Consider the following 18009-nt stretch of genomic DNA (forward strand, 5'->3'; position numbering starts at 1 on the left):
CTCGAACTAGGGACTAAAGGCGATATATACGCATAAATCGGGATTCGGGGGAGTATGCACGACTCCCCCAGCCCTGCGAGGCCGGATTACTCGCGGCGGGCCGGCGGCGGGATCACCCCCAACCGAGCTCGATCAGCGGCGGTCGAGCTCGTATCTGATCAAGTGCTTGTCCGCGGGGAGCACCGACACCGCGACGCGCACCGGCATATCAGCCCTGTCGTAACCAACTCGGACATACACGACAACAGGCGTGCCGAGTTCCAATTGAAGCCGCTCAGCTTCCTCTTGGTTGGGCATTCGCGCCCAAATGTCATCAACTACCCGAACTTGTTCGTGCCCGAGCTCCTCCAGAACCCGGTTCGCACCGCGCGCGATGTCGCCTGGCCTGGCGATTTCCGAGTTGGCCACCAAATCGCGCGGGAAGTACGAGTCGTTGGTGTTGTACGGCTGGCCGTCCACGAAGCGAAGCCGCCGCCGCACCACGGCGAGCTCACCCTCGGACAGCTCCAGCCGGCTCGCGATCTCCTCGACCGGCGTGACGGTCAGCACCTCGATGAGCTGGCTCGGCTCGCGGCCCTCCTGGGCCACCGCGAAGGCGAACGCCTCACGCAGCTCTTCCGTCGGCTGCGGCTCCAGCTCGCGTTGCGGGTAGATGAGCAGCGGCCGCCGGTCCCGGACCACCGTGCCGCGACGGGGGGTGCGCGTCACCAGCCCCTCGTTGACCAGCTCACCCAGGGCCAGCCGGACGGTGTTGCGGCTCACGCCATGGTCTTCCATGAGCTGAGCCTCGGTCGGCAGCTGCGCTCCGGGACCGAGCTCACCGGAGTAGATGGCCTTCCGCAGTTCCGAAGCCACCTGCTGATACAGCACCGACCTTGCCACTTTCACCCCTTTTGTTCCAACAATTTAGACGATCTGGTTCTAGCAGGCCACAACCCCTTGACCAAAGCGCCTCGACGGCAGCATCATCCATTCGTTGGTACAAATCCATCGAAAGGCCGGAGGGGGTGACAGCCGGTGTTGCCGGTCCACGCGGGTAGGCCATACCCGTCCTGGCAAGACCCACGCGATGCAACACGTTTACTGCGTTACGGGTTGCCTCGCCAGGGTTTCGGTCACACCAGCCAGAGCACCGGCGATATCGTGTCCATGCCGTTCCTGCCGGCAGGGCACCACCGGCGACCGGAGTCTCCACACTCCCCCACCGACTCCATGCGCGACCAAGCGGCTTAGGACTCCATCCCTCGCCGGAGTCCTGACGCCGCCGCACATGGGGCAGGAAGCGCGTCCTGGCGGGTCCCCCACGCCCGCCAGGGCGCGCGTTCCTCTTCCGGGGCCGGGCCTGACGGCACGCTGACCGGCGGCACGGCCTGCGCTTCATCGCACGACCGGCTCCCAACCGATCAGCGCCGGTCCGTCGCGCACCGGCACGAAGACGCCTCGCACCCGTTCACCGCCCACCGGCTCGCGGGCGGCGTGCCAGCTCCCGTGCAGCAGGCAGCCGGGCACCGCGTCCGGCCGGACCATGACCACCACGTACGGCACCGCCATCCCCGGCGCGAACGCCCGGCGGTTGACGATCCAGCTCTCCACCGTCCCCACCGGCTCGGCCGCCTCCCAGTGCCAGCCCTCCGTACGGCAGGCCGGGCAGAACGCCCGGGCGGGCAGGCGGGGCGTCCCGCAGGCGTCGCACCGCTGGACGGCGAACTCCCCGCGCCCGGCCCGCTCCCACCACGGGGCCGAGTCGCGGTCGGGCGTCCAGGCTCCGGGAGACGGGTCGGGCATGGCGGTTCAGCCCCTTCTGAGGATCAGCGCCGAGGTGGCGGGCAGGACGTAGCCGGGCTGCGCCGTCGAGAGGGCGACCTCGGCGCCGTGCACCTGCCGGTCGCCCGCGTCGCCACGCAGTTGCGAGACGGCCTCGGCGATGTGGTTCACGCCGTGGACGTAGCCCTCGGACAGAAAGCCTCCGTGGGTGTTGACCGGCAGCGTCCCGTCCAGGGCGGTGGCGCCGGAGGCCACGAACGGGCCGCCCTCGCCCTTGGGACAGAAGCCGTAGTCCTCCACCTGCACGATCACCGAGTAGGTGAAGCAGTCGTAGAGCTGCGCCACGTCGATGTCGGCGGGACCGAGCCCGGCCTGGCCGTACAGGCGGGGGGCCAGGGCGGCGGCGGCCGTGGTCGTCGGGTCGGACGGCCCGCCCGACAGGTGCGACTGCCCGCCGCCCCAGGCGGCGGCCGAGACGAGCACCGGCGGGCGGCGCAGGTCGCGGGCGCGCTCGGCGGAGGTGATGACGAGCGCGCACGCGCCGTCCGTCTCCAGGCAGCAGTCGAGCAGCCGGAACGGCTCGGCGATCCACCTGCTGGCGAGGTAGTCGTCCAGGGTGATGGGGGTGCGCATGAGGGCGCGGGGGTTCTTCGCGGCGTTCGCGCGCTGGGTCACCGCGAGCTGTCCGAAATGCTCGGCTTTCGTCCCATATTTCAGCATGTGCGCGCGGGCGTACATCGCGAACTGCTGCGGGGGCGCCACGTACCCGTACGGGGCCTGGTACTGCACCTCCGGGCTCACCGGCAGGGCCCGGCCGGTGCCGCCCATCCGGAACTCCGAGCGCGCGTTGATCGCCCGGTAGCAGACGACCGTCTCCGCCATGCCCGTCGCGACCGCCAGCGCCGCCTGGGCGACGACGGCGTGCGAGACGCTGCCCCCGCCGAACTGGTCCAGGTGCCAGTGCGGGTCGTCGATGCCCAGGGCGGGGCCGACCAGGGAGGGGGCCGCCGAGTCGCCGACCCGGTGGGTGGCCAGGCCGTCCACGTCGTCCGGGCCCAGCCCGGCGTCGTCCAGGGCCGCCATGACGGCCCGGCAGGCCAGCGTCAGCGTGCTCACGCCGGAGTCCTTGCCGAACGGGGTGTAGCCCACGCCGGCGATCGCCGTACGATCCCTGAATTCAAGCAAGCGCTTGACCACAACCGCCACGCTAGGCCCGAAATTCCCGGCATGTCAACGCACCGGCACCTCCAGGACCCCCGATCCGCTTGACAGGTTTCCGCCCGCACGCCTACCGTCCAAGCAAGCGCTTGGTAAGATAATGAGGACGGCGGAACCCGAGGAGGCCACGAGATGAGCACACACGCTGCCCGGCTGATCGCGCCGGACGGCTGTGCGGGCCGCCCGACGCCCCACCAGCGCAAAGCCCTCCACGGAGCCGCCATGCCCAACGGCCAACCCCCCGAGAGCGCGAACGGCCATCTCGACAGCCGGCGCTTCAGGCAGGTGCTCGGGAGGTTCGCCACCGGAGTGGTGGCGATCACCGCGCTCGACCCGGTGAGCGGCGAGCCGTGCGGCCTGGCCGCCAACTCCTTCACCTCCGTCTCCCTGGACCCGCCGCTGGTGGCGTTCTGCGTGGCGCACACCAGCACGAGCTGGCCGCGGGTGCGCGGCGCCAAGGCGCTGACCGTGAACGTCCTGGCCGAGCACCAGCAGCCGGTGTGCACGCAGCTCGCGACGCGGGGCGGCGACAAGTTCGCCGGGGTGGGCTGGACCGGCTCGCCCGGCGGCAACCCGGTGCTGGACGGGGCACTGGCCTGGATGGACTGCGCCGTCGAGGCCGAGCATCCCGCAGGCGACCACGTGATCGTGGTCGCGCGGGTGCTCCAGCTCGACACGCACGCCGACGGCGGGCCGCTGGTGTTCTTCCGGGGCGGCTACGGGGGCTTCCGTTGAGCCTGCGCGAACAGGCGCGGGCATGGCTGGCGGAGAACCTGACGGGCGAGTTCGCCGGTGCCCGCGGCCTGGGCGGGCCCGGCCGCGAGCACGAAGGACACGAGCTCCGGCTGGCCTGGGAGCGCCACCTCGGCAAGGCGGGCTGGACCTGCCTGGCCTGGCCCGAGCGGTACGGCGGGCGCGCCGCCTCCCTGGAGGACCAGGTGGCCTTCCACGAGGAGTACGCCCGGGCCGACGCCCCCGCCCGGGTGGGCCACATCGGCGAGGGACTGGTCGGGCCGACGATCCTGGAGTTCGGCACCGAGGAGCAGCGGGCCCGCTTCCTGCCGCCGATCCAGCGGGGCGAGGAGCTGTGGTGCCAGGGCTACTCCGAGCCGGACGCCGGGTCCGACCTGGCCGCGGTGCGCACCAGGGCGCACCTGGAGGGCGGCCGGTGGGTGGTCACCGGACAGAAGGTGTGGACGTCCCTCGCCCACCTGGCCGACTGGTGCTTCGTGCTGTGCCGGACCGAGCCGGGCTCCCAGCGGCACCGGGGCCTGTCCTACCTGCTGGTGCCGATGCGGCAGCCCGGCGTCGAGGTGCGGCCGATCGTGCAGATGACCGGCACCTCGGAGTTCAACGAGGTGTTCTTCGACGGCGCCGTCACCGCCGCCGGCGACATCCTGGGCGAGCCGGGCGACGGGTGGCGGGTGGCGATGGCCACGCTCGGCCACGAGCGGGGCGCGTCCACGCTCGGCCAGCAGATCGGCTTCCGCCGCGAGCTGGACAGGGTGATCGAGACGGCCCGGCGCACCGGCGCCGTGAGCGACCCCGTGCTGCGCGACCGGCTGGTCAGGGCGTGGCTGGAGCTGGAGATCATGCGGCTGAACGCGCTGCGCGCCCTGCGGCCCGACCCCGGCCCCGAGGCGTCGATCGGCAAGCTCTACTGGTCGGAGTGGCATCGCCGGCTCGGCGAGCTGGCCCAGGCCGTCCAGGGCCGGGCCGGGCTGGTCGCCCGGGACGGCGAGCTGGACGACCTGCAGCGCCTCTACCTCTTCAGCCGCGCGGACACGATCTACGCCGGGTCGAGCGAGATCCAGCGCAACATCATCGCCGAACGCACGCTGGGGCTGCCCCGGCAGTGAGGGGGACCATCATGGCACCGGCCTACCCGCGTGGACACGGCCTGCTCGACGGCAGGGTCACGCTGGTGACGGCCGCGGCGGGCGCCGGCATCGGTTACGCGACGGCCCGGCGCTGCGCCGAGGAGGGGGCCGTGGTCGTCCTGTCCGACCGGCACGAGCGCCGCCTGGCCGAGGCCGCCGAGGCGCTGGCGGAGCTGACCGGCGTCAAGCCGCTCGCGGTGCCGTGCGACGTGACGTCGGAGGCGCAGGTGGTGGCGCTGTTCGACGCGGTGGTGTCGGCGCACGGCAGGCTGGACGTGGTGGTCAACAACGCGGGGCTGGGCGGCACGGCCGAGCTGGCGGGCATGGCGGACGAGCAGTGGCACGCCGTCCTCGACGTGACGCTGAACGGCACGATGCGCTGCACCCGGGCCGCCGTGCGGCTGATGATCGGCCAGGGGTCGGGCGTCATCGTCAACAACGCCTCGGTGGTGGGCTGGCGGGCGCAGCGGGGGCAGGCGCACTACGCCGCGGCCAAGGCCGGGGTCATGGCGCTGACCAGGTGCGTGGCGATGGAGGTCGCCGAGCACGGCATCCGGGTGAACGCGGTGGCGCCGTCGCTGGCGGTGCATCCGTTCCTGGCCCGGGTGACCAGCGAGGAGCTGCTGGCGGAGCTGGCGGCGCGCGAGGCGTTCGGCCGCTCGGCGGAGCCGTGGGAGGTGGCCAACGTGATCGTGTTCCTGGCCAGCGACTACGCCTCGTACATGACCGGGGAGGTCGTCTCGGTCTCCGCTCAGCACCCCTGAGACAGCCCATATCCTGCCTCACAGGATATAGTGAGGCCGTGAACATAACGGAGCCCATGTTCCTCGCGCTCACCGCACTGGTGGACGAGCCCCGGCATGGCTACGGGATCGTCCAGGAGGTCGACCGGCTGTCCGGGGGGCGGGTCCAGCTCAAGATCGGCTCCCTGTACGGCGTGCTCGACCGGCTCGCCGCCGACGGGCTGGTGGAGCTCGACCGCGAGGAGGTGCAGCAGGGGCGGCTGCGGCGCTACTACCGGCTGACCGACGAGGGCGCCGAGGCCCTGGCCGGCGAGGCCACCCGGCTGGCCGCCAACGCCGAGGCCGCGACGGCCCGCCTGCGCGCCCGCCGCGCGGGGCCCGGATCCACCGCGCCCGAATCCACTGTGCCCGGATCCACCGTGCCCGAGCCCCGCCGGTCCCCGACCGGCCGGGGTCCCATCACACGGCCGGCCACCGCTCTGGTGGCGCTCGCCGGTTCTGCCCTGACCGCTCTCGCCGCGCGTGCGGCGGTCAACGGAGGTGTCGCGTGACCGAACCCTGCCCGGTGCTGCTGGAGCAGCGCTACCGTGCCGTCCTCCGGCTCCTGCCGGCCTCCTACCGGGCGGAGCGGGAGGACGAGATGGTGGCGGCGTTCATGGAGATGTCCGGGGAGGTGCCGGACGAGCGCGGCCCCCGCCCGCGCTGGGGCGAGATCGCCAGCGTGGTCGCGCTCGCGGTGCGGGTGCGGCTCGGCGGGGCGGGCGCCGAGCCCAGGTTCGTCGCCTGGGGCGAGGCCGTCCGGCTCCTCGCGCTGCTGGGCGTGGGCTTCCAGGCGCTGGTCAGCCTCTACTCTCTGCTGTCGCACGGCCTGTCCACGCTGCTCGTCGCGCCTCCCGGTGCTCGCCAGGTCGCCCTGACGCTGGTGGACTGCGCCTGGGTCGCCGCGTACGTGGCCGTCATGCGGGGGCACGTCCGGCCGGCGAAGGCGGCGGCGCTGGTGGGTGGCGGGTCGTCGCTCTACGCACTCGCCACCGGCCTGCCCGTCGAGCTCCTGGGCTGGTCGGAGGGAACCGCCGCGCTGATCGTCGTGACGACGCTGCTCGCCCTGCTGGTGGGGTTCCACCGCGACGCGCGGCCGGCACCCCGCCCGTGGGACCGCGTCGTCCCGCCCCTGGCCCTCGCCGCCCTGCCTCTGGCGCTCGAACTCCCGCTGGTCGCCCTGGAGAGCGCTATGCCGGGGCCCGAGGCCGAGCCCCTCCTGTGGGTGGCGTTCTGGCTCAGTCCCGACGGGCTCGCGATCGTGGCCGTGCTGGTGGCCGGAGCAATCGCGCTCGCCCGGCGCCGGTCGCCCTCCGTGCTGCTGGCCCTGGCGACGGGCGGCATGCTGCTGGCGGCCTACCGGCTGCCGGTGGGCCTGCCGCTGGAGTTCAACCAGCCTCTGTGGGTGACGGGTGTCGTCCAGTGCGCCATGCTCGCGGTGATGGTGTCACTGCTGCTGGTCGCCGGGGTGCGGGCCCTGCCCGCCGCGCGGCAGGTATCCGCCTGACCTGTCGCATGACACTTCGCCGGGATCGGTGGGAAAGGATGGGCGGCAGGAGGCGGGGGAGCTTACCGTCCGGGTATGAGCCCACGCTCCTCCTTCCTGCTCGACGTCCTCATGGCCGAGTTCGGCGCGTCCATGAGGCGCGAGCCTGCCGCCTTCCGGCGCAAGTTCCGCAAGATGGCCGCCTCCCCGTTCGCCTTCTACCGGGGCAGCGCGTGCCTGTTCTACGCCGACCTGGCCGGCACGTACGCCGACGACTCCTTCCTCGACGAGCCGACCCGCCGGGTGTGGATCCACGGCGACCTGCATGCCGAGAACTTCGGCACCTATATGAACGCCTCCGGCGTGCTGGTGTTCAACGTCAACGACTTCGACGAGGCGTACGTCGGGCCGTACACCTGGGACCTCAAGCGCTTCGCGGCCAGCGTGGCGCTGCTCGGGTACGCCAAGGCGCTGTCGGACGAGGCGATCGGCGCGCTGGTGACCGGCTTCGCCGCCGCCTACCTCGACGAGCTGACCGCCATCGCCCACGGCGGCGACGACGCCATCGGCTCACTCACCCTCGACACCACCACCGGCGTGCTGCACCGGGTGCTGCAGACGGCGCGGCTGAACACGCGGGTGTCGCTGCTGGACGCCGAGACCGTGATCGACGACTACGAGCGGCGATTCGCGATCATGGACGGGCGGGAGGCCGTCGATCCGGCGACCCGGGAGGCGGTGCTGGCGGCGTTCGGCGACTACCTGACCACGCTCCCCGCGCAGACCGGTTCGGTGGAGCACGTGATCAAGGACGTGGCGCTGCGCAAGGGCGTGGGCATCGGCTCGGCGGGGCTCCCCTCGTACAACCTGCTGCTGGAGGGGCGCTCGCAGGCGCTGGAGAACGACGTCATCCTCTACATGAAGCAGGCGCAGGTGCCCGCGGTGGCCCGGCACGTCGCCGACGAGAAGGTGGCCGGCCACTTCCGGCACCAGGGGCATCGCACCGCCGAGTCACAGCGGGCGCTGCAGGCCTACGCCGACCCGTGGCTGGGCTACACCGTGCTGCACGGCGTGGGACAGCTCGTGGCCGAGGTCTCGCCGTACTCGGCCGACCTCGACTGGGACGACGTGAACGAGCCGGACGAGCTCGCCTCGATCATGCGCGACCTGGGGCGGGCGGTGGCGCGGATGCACGCGGTGGCGGACGACGAGTCGAGCCACGACCTGGTGGACTTCTCGACCGAGGAGGCGATCGTGGCGGTGGCCGGCGGCGACGGACCCGGGTTCGGGGCGATGCTGGTGGACTTCGCGCACCGGTACGGGGCGCAGGTGCGCGCCGACCACCAGACGTTCGTCGACCTGTTCCGCAACGGTCGTCTGCCCGGGGTGTGAGGCGCTACAGCAACTCGCGCAGGGCCCTGGCGAGGCCGGCCGCCGCGCCCGGGTCGTAGCGCAGGAACAGGTAGGGCTCGGTCAGCTCCACCTCGATCACCACGGGGGTGCCGTCAGGGAGCCGGACCAGGTCGATCCGCGCGTAAAGGAGTGCCTCGGGGATGGCGGCAAGCACCTTCTCGGCGAGCTCGACCTGGTCCGGGGCCGGGATGCGCGGCTGCGCCCTGACCTGGTCGGCGCCCGCCACACCCGGGCTGAGCATGGGGGTGCGGCGGACGGCGTGGCTGAAGCGGCGGTTGAAGTGGAGCAGGGAGGTCTCGCCCTCCGCCTCGACCATGTCGAGGTACGGCTGGACCATGGGGGTGCGGCCGGTCTCCTCCAGCCAGGCCGCGTGGGCGCGGGCGCGGCCGGGATCGGTGGTCCTGACGGTGTCGCGGGCGCCCGCCGAGACGGCGGGCTTGACGACGTACTCGTCCCAGGCGGGCAGGTCGCGCGACGACCAGTGGGTGGGCACGACCGGCACGCCCAGCTCACGCAGGTAGGTCTTGTCGGTGTTGCGCTCCAGCACCTGGGCGGGGTTGAGCAGCCTGGTGGTGGCCTCGACGCGGCGGGCCCAGGCGAGGAACTCCTCGCGGCGGGCGAGATAGTCCCAGACCGACCGGACGACGACGGCGTCGTAGGACTCCCAGCGGACCTCGGGGTCGTCCCACCGCTCGGCCCGCCCCGTGATGCCGGCCTCCCGCCAGGCGGCCAGGGCGAGCTCGCGCTCGTCGTCGTGCTGATCCGGGTCGTCGAACGTCACATAGGCACAGGTGAACACGGTGCCGATGGTATGCGCGTCACGTGCCCGGGCCCGCCGCCGGGTCAGTCGACCTCGGAGACCAGGACGGCGCGGCCGCCCCGGGCGGCGGTCACGGTGTTGGCGTTGACGGACGTGACGTTGGTCGCCGAGCCGCTGCCGGAGGCGCGGGTGAGGACGTCGCCGAAGACGTTGCCCGACTGCGCGGACTCGCGGACGGAGCTGGAGTTCTTCGTGGTGGTGTCGGCGAGCGCCGGGGCGGCGGGCGCGGCGAGGCCGGCCACGGCGGCCAGGGACACGGCGGCGAGGCGGAAGGTGCTGATCATGGTGGGCCCTTTCAGTAGAAGACGTAGGTGACCACGGTGCCGCCGTGGGTGGCGGTCGTGGCCGTGCCGTTGACGTTGGTCACGTTGGTGGACCAGCCCCAGGCGCGGTGGGTGGCGGCGATGTCGCCGAAGACGTTGCCCGACTGGGCGGAGTCCGCGACGCGGCTCTGGTTGCCCGTCCAGGTGTCGGCCTGGGCGGGCAGGGCGGGCAGAGCGGCTCCGGCCGTGGCCGCCGCGATGACGCACAGCTTTTTGATCACGCGGACGATCCTATAACTCTCCGTTGACATCACGTGACCGATAGTTACTGAAAGATTGTTCGGCCATGGGGACGCTGACAGAGGATGTCAGCGACGCGGTCGTACCGTGCGGTGCGTGATCTACGAGTTCAGGCGCTACACGCTGCGTCCCGGCCGCCGGGACGAGCTGATCGAGCTGTTCGAGCGGGAGTTCGTCGAGTCGCAGGAGGCGGCCGGGATGGGGGTGGTCGGCCAGTTCCGAGACGTGGACAAGCCGGACGTCTTCTGCTGGATGAGGAAATTTCCTGACATGGAGGCTCGACGGGCGGCGCTGACGGCCTTCTACGGCGGGCCCGTCTGGCGGGCCCACCGCGACGCCGCCAACGCCACGATGATCGACTCCGACGACGTCCTCCTGCTCCGCCCGGCGTTCCCCGGCGATCCCCTCCCTGCGACCGGACGGCCTCCCACCGGCGCCACCGAGATGCCCGAGGCCCGGTACGTGGCCCACGTCTGGCCCGTCGGAGCGGGGTTCGCCGGGTTCTTCGCCGACCGGGTGGCGCCCGCGCTGGCCTCGGCCGGGGTGCCGCCGGTGGCCTGCTTCGAGACCGAGGACGCCGAGAACACCTTCCCCGCCCTGCCCGTCCGCACCGACCAGACGGTCTTCGTGTGGCTCGCCAGGCTCGGCGGCCCGGCGGAGGCATGCCCGGCCGAGCCGCCCGGGGTGGACGCGTGGCTGACGGCCCCGCCGCGGCGTTTCCGCCTCTCCCCCACTCCTCGCTCGGCCCTGCGGTGACGGGGACGAGCGGGCCGACCGGGCCTCAGGACGCGCTGACGTCGACGACAGGCTACGGGCGGGTTCGCTGGAGTGCTCTGCCGAGGACCGCGCGGATGTGGTCCGGGTCGGCCTCGTCGTCGTCGAGGAGGATGGCCGCGCACAGGCCGTCGGACAGGGCGACGAAGGCTTCGATCGCATCGGGCTCGTCGGTCTGTGTCCGGGCGAGTTCGGCGACGTTGTCGCGCCAGCGTCGTGCGGCTGGCCGTAGGGCTGGCCGGCGAGCCGCCAGGGTCGACAGCTCGCGTTCGGCAAGGGCGCGTTCCCTGCCCGCGCCGGCGGATTCGGCGATGAGGTGGGCGAGACCGCCGACCGGGTCGTCATCGGACTCGATGAGTCGACGGATGCGGTGGGTGTACTCGTCCGTGACGCTGGTCAGGGCGGCGACCAGTAGGTCGTCCAAGGTCGCGAAGTAGTAGAGGGTCAGGCTTGTGGTGATCCCCGCCTCCTTGGCCACGGTGCGGTGGGTGACACCGGTGGCGCCGTCGCGGCGAACGATCGCGAGCGTCGCCTCGATGATCTGGGCCCGGCGGCGCTGACCGCGCACTTTGCGCCCATCGACAGGGTCGTGTTCAGCCACCATCATCCTGCTCACTCTTCATCGCCGCTCCTGCGTGTCGCAGGCTACCGGCTCCGCCTCGGGGCCGGTGTGGCCGAGAGGCCGGAGGTGTCGCAGCGTCGCGAAGCAGGCGAGCGCAGCAGCCGCCACGGCGAGGCCCGCTACCGTGGCGGCGGTGTTGAGTCCACTGGTGAACGCGGTTCGTGCGTGGTCGAGAGCCCGGGCCGGCAGTTGGTTCGCGAGGAGCAAGGCTCCGGAGAGACTGTCGCCGTACGTCTCCGCCGCGGACGGGGACAGCCCGGCGGGAGGCTCGACCCCGCTCCGGTAGATCACCGTGGTGAGGCTTCCCAGGAGTGCGACCCCTGCCGCGATGCCGAGCTCCTGCACGGTCTCCGAGAGCGCGGCCGCCGACCCGGACTTCTCCGAGGGTGCCGCCCCCACGACGATGTCGGTGCCGAGCGCGGCGATGACCCCGAGTCCCAGGTAGACGAAGGCGAATCCGGCGACCACGCTCAACGTGCTGCCGGCCCCCGCGAGGCCCAGCAGCGCGTATCCGGCCAACGACAACACCAGCGTGACCGACATGACGACCCCCGGGGATACCCGACCGGCCACAAGAGGGGCGCCGATGGCCCCGACGAGCATGGCCAGGGCCGGCGGACCCATCCACAGCCCGGCCGCCGTCGGCGAAAGACCCTCGACGAGCTGCAGGTACTGGGTGACCAGGAACATCACCCCGCCGAAGCCGACCAGGCCGATCAACAGGACGCCCAGAGCCGCGGAGAAGGCCCGGCTGGTGAAGAGCTTCATGTCCAGCAGCGGTTCGCTCAGGCGCAGCTGACGGCGGACGAACGCGACGGCGCTGGCAGCCCCGACGAGGACGGCGGCCAATGCCTGGACGTCGATGCCGTGGGCGGCCGCATGTTTGATCGCGTAGATGATCGGCAGCATCGCCGCCAGGGACAACCCGACGCTCGGCAGGTCGAGACGACCGGCGCGGCTCTGATACTCCGGCAGCAGCGCCGGCGCGCCGACCAGCACCAGCACAGCGACCGGCACCGCGACGAGGAAGGCCGCGCCCCACCAGAACGCGGCGACCATCGCCCCGCCCACCACCGGGCCGGCGGCCATCCCCAGCGCGAACATCGTGGCCCACACGCCGATCGCCAACGCCCGTTGCCGGACGTCGGTGAACATGTTGCTGATCAGCGACAGCGTGGAGGGCATGAGTGTCGCTCCGGCCACTCCGAGCAGCGCCCGCGCCACGATCAACCACAAGGCGCTGGGGGCGAACGCCGCGAAGATCGAGGCCGCCCCGAACGCGGCCATTCCGATCATCAGCATCCGGCGCCGGCCGATCCGATCACCCAGCGTACCCATCGCGATCAGGAATCCCGCGATGAGGAAGCCGTAAGCGTCCATGATCCACAACGTCTCCGTCGCGCTCGGATGCAGGTCAGCGGCCAGGCTCGGGACGACCAGGTAGAGCGCCGTCACATCGAGCCCCAGCAGCACGGTCGGTAGCGCCAACAGCGCAAGACCGCCCCACTCACTCCACCCAGCCCGCGCCGACTGTTCCATGCGCGTCACACCTCGCCATCGATAGTTGAACCAACGTACTACTTGTACCATAGTTCAACTTTGCCAGCGAAAGTCGCGACAGGTGAAGAGGTGCGGGTCTCGGCCGATCGCTCGCGTCACTGCGCCCGCCATGGCACCCGGACCCCAGTGCGGCGCGCACGGCGTCCAATCCGCGCGCGGTGTCCCGCCCGGCACGCGCGGCTTCCCGTCCGACGCGTACGGCGTCCCGCCCGGCGCGTGCGGCTTCCCGTCAGGCACCCACACCGGGACTTTCCTTCCGCACGCCGGGCGTTCCCCTCCTGCGCCGGTCAGGGGTCCTGCGGCGGATGGCCGGCCAGGCGGCTCCAGGCCGGGACCTCGCCGCCGCCGTGCACGTGCACCTCGGCCCCGGTGACGTACCCGGGGGCGGCCAGCCACAGGCAGGCGGCGGCCACGTCGGCCGGGGTGGCCATTCGTCCGGCGGGGATGGTGGCGTCCACGGCGGCCCGGTCGGGGCCGTAGTGGGAGGCGGCGTTCTCGGTGGACGCCAGGCCGACCACGACCGTGTTGACCCGCACTTCGGGCGCCCACTCCGCCGCCAGGCAGCGGGCCAGGTGGTGCAGTCCCGCCTTGGCGGCGCCGTAGGCGGAGGTGCCCGGCGACGGCCGGGTCCCGCTGGCGCTGCCGATCATCACGATCGCCCCGCCCACCTCCCTGAGGAGCGGGTACGCCTGCCGCGCCACGAGGAGCGGCGCGAGGAGGTTGAGCTCGACGACCCGGGCGTGCAGCCTGGGCGAGGTGTCCGCCAGCGGCGCGTACGGTGACCCGCCGGCGTTGTTGACGACCACGTCCAGCCGGTCCAGACCCCGGACGAGCCGCTCCACGTCCTCGGGGTCCCGCACGTCGGCCTGGACGAAACGGATGTCCGGCGCGAGACCGGGCGACGCGGAGCCGCCCGGCACAGAACCGGCCTGCACAGAACCGGCCTGCGCCGAGCCGGGTGGCGCCGAGCCGGGCGGCGCCGAGCCGGGCGGCGGGGGCCCGGGTGGCGAGGTGCGGGCGCAGACGACGACGTGCGCCCCGGCGGCGGCGAAGGCGGCGGCGACGCCCGCGCCGATCCCCTTGGTCCCGCCTGTCACGAGGACGGTCCTGCCCGTGTAGTCGTAAGTCACGGTCACGGGTGCTACCGTACCAAGCAAGCGTTAGGTGCACACCTGGGGAGCGGGATGGGGATCACGCTGCGAGCCGGTCCGATCGCCGAGGTCGTCATGGACGTCCCGCCGGTCAACGCCCTGGCCGTCCGGCACTGGCACGACCTGGCGCGGGCCGTGCGCGAGGCCGGGGAGGACCCGGCGACCCGGGTCGTCGTCCTGCGGGCCGAGGGGCGCGGCTTCAACGCGGGCGTGGACATCAAGGAGATGCAGGCCACCGCGGGCCATCGGGCGCTGGTCGGGGCCAACCGCGGCTGCTACGCGGCCTTCGCCGCCGTCTACGACTGCGCGGTGCCGGTGATCGCGGCGGTGCACGGGTTCTGCCTGGGCGGCGGCGTCGGGCTGGCGGGCAACGCCGACATCGTGGTGGCCTCCGACGACGCCTACTTCGGCCTGCCCGAGGTGGACCGCGGGGCGCTCGGGGCGGCCACCCACCTGTCCAGGCTGGTGCCCCAGCACCTGATGCGCGCCATGGTCTACACCTGCCGGAACGTGACGGCCGCCGAGCTGCGCGCGTTCGGCTCGGTGCTGGAGGTCGCGCCGCGAGACAAGTTGCGCGAGGTGGCCCTGGAGGTGGCGGGCGGCATCGCCGCCAAGGACCCGTACGTGATCCGCCGGGCCAAGGAGTCGCTGAACGGCATCGACCCGGTGGACGTCAAGCGCGGCTACCGGTTCGAGCAGGGCTTCACCTTCGAGCTGAACCTGATGGGCGCCGGCGACGAGCACCGCGACCGCTTCGTGGAGGGCATGTGAGCAAGGTGATGACCGCCGAGGAGGTGGCGGGCCGGATCCGGAGCGGGATGACCGTGGGCATCGGTGGCTGGGGGTCGCGCCGCAAGCCGATGGCGCTGGTGGGCGCCCTGCTGCGCACGCCGGTCAGGGACCTCACGCTCGTCTCGTACGGCGGGCCGGACGTGGGCATGCTGTGCGCCGCGGGCAAGGTGCGCAGGGTGGTGGCCCCGTTCGTGACCCTCGACTCGATCCCGCTGGAGCCGCACTTCAGGAGGGCGCGGCAGAGCGGCACGGTGGAGTTCACCGAGTACGACGAGGGGATGTTCATGTTCGGGTTGCTGGCGGCGGCGCACCGGCTGCCGTTCCTGCCGACGCGGGCGGGGCTCGGCTCGGACGTCATGCGGGTCAACCCGCACCTGCGGACCGTGCGGTCGCCGTACGGGGACGGCGAGGAGCTGGTGGCCGTCCCCGCGCTGACCCTGGACGTGGCGCTGGTGCACCTCAACCGGGCCGATCGGCGGGGCAACGCCCAGTACCTGGGGCCCGACCCGTACCTCGACGACCTGTACGCCAAGGCGGCGGCGAGCGCGTACGTATCGTGCGAGCGGCTGGTGGACACCGGCGACCTGCTGAAGGCGGGGCCGGTGCAGTCGCTGCTGATCAGCCGGTCGCTGGTGGCCGGCGTGGTGGAGGCGCCGGGCGGGGCCGGGTTCACCTCGTGCGAGCCCGACTACGGCCGGGACGAGGAGCTGCAGCGGCGCTACGCGGAGACCCCGTGGGAGGAGTTCCATGAGCAGGGCTGATGTGTGCGTGGTGGCGTGCGCGGAGGCGTTCAGGGGCGACGGGGAGATCCTCGCGGCCGGCATCGGCGGGGCGGTCACCGTCCTCGGGGCGCGGCTGGCCCGGCTCACCTTCGAGCCGGACCTGCTCACCCACGACGGCGGCTGCCTGCTCACGGGGGACGTGCCGGCGCTGGGCGAGACGCCGCAGGTGGTGGAGGGGTGGCTGCCGTTCCGCGACCACCTGTGGCTGGTGCTCAACGGGCGGCGGCACGTGATGCTCGGCGCGAGCCAGATCGACCGGTTCGGCAACACGAACATCTCCTGCATCGGCGACTGGGCGCGGCCCCGGGCGCAGTTGCTGGGCGTGCGGGGGGCGCCTGGGAACACGCGGTGCGACCCGACGAGCTACTGGATCCCGCGGCACTCCCCCCGGGTGTTCGTCCCGCGGGTGGACATGGTCAGCGGGCTCGGCACCGACCGGGGGGCGTTCGAGCTGCGGCGGGTGGTGACCGACCTCGCTGTGCTGGACCTCGGCGGGCCGGACGGGACGATGCGGCTGGTGTCGGTGCATCCGGGGGTGAGCGTGGCCGACGTGGTGGCGGCCACCGGTTTCGAGCTGGACGTGCCCGGCGACGTGCCGCAGACGCGACGGCCCAGTCCGGACGAGCTGAGGCTGCTGGACGAGGTGCTGGACCCGCGGGGCCTGCGCGGGCGCGAGGTGCCGGAGCGGGCGGCGTGAGGACCGCGCTGACCGAGCTGACGGGCTGCCGGCATCCGATCGTGCAGACCGGGATGGGGTACGTCGCGGGGGCGCGGCTGGCGGCGGCGACCTCGGCGGCGGGCGGGCTCGGCGTCATCGCGGCGGCCACCCTGTCGGTCGCGGAGATGACCGTCGCGATCAGGAACGTGAAGGAACGGACGGACGCGCCGTTCGGGGTGAACCTCCGCTCCGACGCCGCCGACGCCGCCGAACGGGTCGAGACGCTGATCCGGGAGGGGGTGCGGGTCGCGTCGTTCGCGCTGGCGCCGCGGCGCGAGCTGATCGCCCGGCTGAGGGACGCCGGGGTGGTGACGATCCCGTCGGTGGGCGCGCGCCGGCACGCCGAGAAGGTGGCCGCCTGGGGCGCGGACGCGGTGATCGTGCAGGGCGGCGAGGGCGGCGGGCACACCGGCCCGGTGGCCACCACACTGCTGCTGCCCCAGGTGGTGGACGCGGTGGACATCCCGGTGATCGCCGCGGGCGGCTTCTTCGACGGGCGCGGGCTGGTGGCGGCGCTGGCGTACGGCGCGTGCGGCGTCGCGATGGGTACCCGGTTCCTGCTGACGAGCGACTCACCGGTGCCCGACGCGGTCAAGCGGGTCTACCTGGACGCGCGGGACACGGCGCGGGACACGGTGGTCACCACCAAGGTGGACGGGGTGCCGCACCGGGTGCTGCGCACGCCGTTCGTGGAGTCGCTGGAACGTTCGCGGCTGCTGCGCGCGCTCGTCAACGGCGCCCGATTCAGGCGGCTGTCCGGGCTGTCGTGGGGGGAACTGATCCGGGAGGGCCGCCGGATGCGGCACGGGCGCGAGCTGACCTGGGCCCAGGTGCTCCAGGCGGCCAACACGCCGGTGCTGCTGCGGGCCGCCATGGTCGAGGGGCGGGCCGATCTGGGGGTGATGGCCTCCGGCCAGGTGGTCGGCGTGATCGACGACCTGCCGTCGTGCCGGGAGCTCATCGAGCGGATCATGGCCGAGGCGGAGAACGCGCTGCTGGCGCTGGAGGCCGTCAGACGACGGTGATGCCGCGGGCGGCCAGGATGGCGGCGGCCTGGGCCTGGTTGATCGTCGCGCCGGTGAAGGCGCGCAGCCGGGCGTCATCGGGCTCGCCCAGGTCGGCTCCGCGCAGGTCGGCGTCGGCGAAGACCGTCCTGATCAGCTTGGCGCCGCGCAGCCGGCAGTCGCTGAACGTCGCCCCGGTGAAGTCGCATCCCGACAGGTCGGCGTCGTCGAAGCGGACCCCTTCGACGACCTCGCCGCGCAGCGAGCAGCCGCCGAGGTTGGCCAGCGTGAGGTTGGACCGGGCGACCTTGAACCCGGTGCCGCGCGACGCCGTCAGCGACGCGCCGATCATGCGGCAGCCGGTGAACACGACGTCGGTGAGCAGCGCGCCCCCGAACCGCGCGGAGGACAGGTCGACGTCGGTGAACGTCGCGTCGACCAGGTCGGCGTCGTCGAACCTGATCCGCATCCCGCCGCCGCCCTTGAACACGGCGCCGTCGAGGTCGGCCTTGCGCAGGTCGGCCCCGTCGAGCACGCACGACTCGAACCGCGCCCCGCCCAGCGCCGCGCCGCCGAGGTCGGCCTCGGTGAGGTCGCACTCGCGGAAGACGTGCGTCGCGCCCGGTTCCAGCCGGTCGGCCAGGAGGGTGTGGGACAGGTCTTCGCCGGTGACGTTCACG

The 18009-nt window shown here is 72.6% G+C and carries 21 protein-coding genes; 11 read left to right on the forward strand and 10 right to left on the reverse strand.

The features are described 5' to 3' along the window. Nucleotides 1-132: 132 nt before the first annotated feature. From FHU36_RS05970 to FHU36_RS05980, 3 genes are all read right to left on the reverse strand, one after another. Nucleotides 133-870, reverse strand: coding sequence for a GntR family transcriptional regulator (locus FHU36_RS05970; RefSeq protein WP_312891450.1), 738 nt, complete (start codon nt 868-870; stop codon nt 133-135). Between the two features lie 507 nt (nt 871-1377). Next, nucleotides 1378-1785, reverse strand: coding sequence for a Zn-ribbon domain-containing OB-fold protein (locus FHU36_RS05975; protein ID WP_185082786.1), 408 nt, complete (start codon nt 1783-1785; stop codon nt 1378-1380). A 6-nt stretch (nt 1786-1791) separates the two neighbouring features. Then, entirely contained in the window at nt 1792-2949 is a 1158-nt protein-coding gene (locus FHU36_RS05980) for a thiolase C-terminal domain-containing protein (RefSeq protein WP_185082787.1), read from the reverse strand. Between the two features lie 165 nt (nt 2950-3114). Between FHU36_RS05980 and FHU36_RS05985 the strand changes: the two genes are divergently transcribed. The 6 genes from FHU36_RS05985 to FHU36_RS06010 all read left to right on the forward strand — a co-directional run bounded on the left by FHU36_RS05985 (nt 3115) and on the right by FHU36_RS06010 (nt 8522). After that, entirely contained in the window at nt 3115-3717 is a 603-nt protein-coding gene (locus FHU36_RS05985; RefSeq protein ID WP_435829351.1) for a flavin reductase family protein, read from the forward strand. Further along, nucleotides 3714-4841, forward strand: a complete 1128-nt coding sequence (locus FHU36_RS05990; RefSeq protein ID WP_185082788.1) for an acyl-CoA dehydrogenase family protein — start codon at nt 3714-3716, stop codon at nt 4839-4841. The genes FHU36_RS05985 and FHU36_RS05990 overlap by 4 nt, the downstream gene beginning before the upstream one ends. 11 nt (nt 4842-4852) lie before the next feature. Next, nucleotides 4853-5626, forward strand: coding sequence for an SDR family oxidoreductase (locus FHU36_RS05995; RefSeq protein WP_185082789.1), 774 nt, complete (start codon nt 4853-4855; stop codon nt 5624-5626). Between the two features lie 38 nt (nt 5627-5664). Next, nucleotides 5665-6156: a PadR family transcriptional regulator gene (locus tag FHU36_RS06000; RefSeq protein WP_312891451.1), complete on the forward strand. Its 492-nt coding sequence runs from the start codon at nt 5665-5667 to the stop codon at nt 6154-6156. Continuing rightward, nucleotides 6153-7151: a hypothetical protein gene (locus tag FHU36_RS06005; RefSeq protein ID WP_185082790.1), complete on the forward strand. Its 999-nt coding sequence runs from the start codon at nt 6153-6155 to the stop codon at nt 7149-7151. Before FHU36_RS06000 ends, FHU36_RS06005 begins: the two co-directional genes overlap by 4 nt. 75 nt (nt 7152-7226) lie before the next feature. Beyond that, nucleotides 7227-8522 carry a DUF2252 domain-containing protein gene (locus FHU36_RS06010; RefSeq protein WP_185082791.1) on the forward strand — a complete coding sequence of 432 codons (1296 nt, stop codon included), beginning with the start codon at nt 7227-7229 and terminating at the stop codon, nt 8520-8522. Nucleotides 8523-8526: 4 nt separating this feature from the next. Here FHU36_RS06010 and FHU36_RS06015 read toward each other — a convergent pair whose 3' ends face one another. Genes FHU36_RS06015 through FHU36_RS06025 form a run of 3 tightly spaced genes read right to left on the reverse strand, consistent with a single transcriptional unit; the run spans nt 8527 to nt 9907 of the window. Next, a complete protein-coding gene (locus tag FHU36_RS06015; protein WP_185082792.1) occupies nt 8527-9342 on the reverse strand; it encodes an ATP-grasp domain-containing protein in 816 nt (271 codons plus the stop codon). Between the two features lie 44 nt (nt 9343-9386). Then, a complete protein-coding gene (locus FHU36_RS06020) occupies nt 9387-9647 on the reverse strand; it encodes a hypothetical protein (RefSeq protein ID WP_185082793.1) in 261 nt (86 codons plus the stop codon). Between the two features lie 11 nt (nt 9648-9658). Beyond that, the gene (locus FHU36_RS06025; RefSeq protein WP_185082794.1) at nt 9659-9907 is read right to left on the reverse strand and encodes a hypothetical protein; all 249 of its coding nucleotides are present in this window, start codon (nt 9905-9907) and stop codon (nt 9659-9661) included. 115 nt (nt 9908-10022) lie between these two features. On the opposite strand from FHU36_RS06025, the gene FHU36_RS06030 reads away from it, so the two are divergent. After that, nucleotides 10023-10682: an NIPSNAP family protein gene (locus FHU36_RS06030; protein WP_312891452.1), complete on the forward strand. Its 660-nt coding sequence runs from the start codon at nt 10023-10025 to the stop codon at nt 10680-10682. A gap of 52 nt (nt 10683-10734) precedes the next feature. On the opposite strand, the gene FHU36_RS06035 is transcribed toward FHU36_RS06030, so the two are convergent. The 3 genes from FHU36_RS06035 to FHU36_RS06045 form a co-directional block, all read right to left on the reverse strand. Continuing rightward, entirely contained in the window at nt 10735-11307 is a 573-nt protein-coding gene (locus FHU36_RS06035; protein WP_376774113.1) for a TetR/AcrR family transcriptional regulator, read from the reverse strand. 12 nt (nt 11308-11319) lie between these two features. Continuing rightward, nucleotides 11320-12861: an MFS transporter gene (locus tag FHU36_RS06040; RefSeq protein ID WP_185082796.1), complete on the reverse strand. Its 1542-nt coding sequence runs from the start codon at nt 12859-12861 to the stop codon at nt 11320-11322. A 308-nt stretch (nt 12862-13169) separates the two neighbouring features. Further along, nucleotides 13170-14018, reverse strand: coding sequence for an SDR family oxidoreductase (locus FHU36_RS06045; RefSeq protein ID WP_185082797.1), 849 nt, complete (start codon nt 14016-14018; stop codon nt 13170-13172). A 48-nt stretch (nt 14019-14066) separates the two neighbouring features. On the opposite strand from FHU36_RS06045, the gene FHU36_RS06050 reads away from it, so the two are divergent. Genes FHU36_RS06050 through FHU36_RS06065 form a run of 4 tightly spaced genes read left to right on the forward strand, consistent with a single transcriptional unit; the run spans nt 14067 to nt 17350 of the window. Continuing rightward, on the forward strand, nt 14067-14804 hold the full coding sequence (locus FHU36_RS06050) for an enoyl-CoA hydratase family protein (protein WP_185082798.1): 738 nt from the start codon (nt 14067-14069) through the stop codon (nt 14802-14804). An 8-nt stretch (nt 14805-14812) separates the two neighbouring features. Next, nucleotides 14813-15586, forward strand: coding sequence for a CoA transferase subunit A (locus FHU36_RS06055; RefSeq protein WP_185084632.1), 774 nt, complete (start codon nt 14813-14815; stop codon nt 15584-15586). Then, complete coding sequence (locus tag FHU36_RS06060; RefSeq protein ID WP_185082799.1) at nt 15573-16304, forward strand: CoA-transferase subunit beta; 732 nt, start codon at nt 15573-15575, stop codon at nt 16302-16304. The genes FHU36_RS06055 and FHU36_RS06060 overlap by 14 nt, the downstream gene beginning before the upstream one ends. Next, nucleotides 16301-17350 (forward strand): NAD(P)H-dependent flavin oxidoreductase, encoded by a 1050-nt coding sequence (locus FHU36_RS06065; protein ID WP_185082800.1) that lies wholly within the window; start codon nt 16301-16303, stop codon nt 17348-17350. The genes FHU36_RS06060 and FHU36_RS06065 overlap by 4 nt, the downstream gene beginning before the upstream one ends. Here FHU36_RS06065 and FHU36_RS06070 read toward each other — a convergent pair. Beyond that, complete coding sequence (locus tag FHU36_RS06070) at nt 17337-18008, reverse strand: pentapeptide repeat-containing protein (RefSeq protein WP_185082801.1); 672 nt, start codon at nt 18006-18008, stop codon at nt 17337-17339. The genes FHU36_RS06065 and FHU36_RS06070 overlap by 14 nt on opposite strands. Between the last annotated feature and the right edge of the window lies 1 nt (nt 18009).

It is taken from the genome of Nonomuraea muscovyensis (assembly GCF_014207745.1).
In the GTDB taxonomy this organism is placed as follows: domain Bacteria; phylum Actinomycetota; class Actinomycetes; order Streptosporangiales; family Streptosporangiaceae; genus Nonomuraea; species Nonomuraea muscovyensis.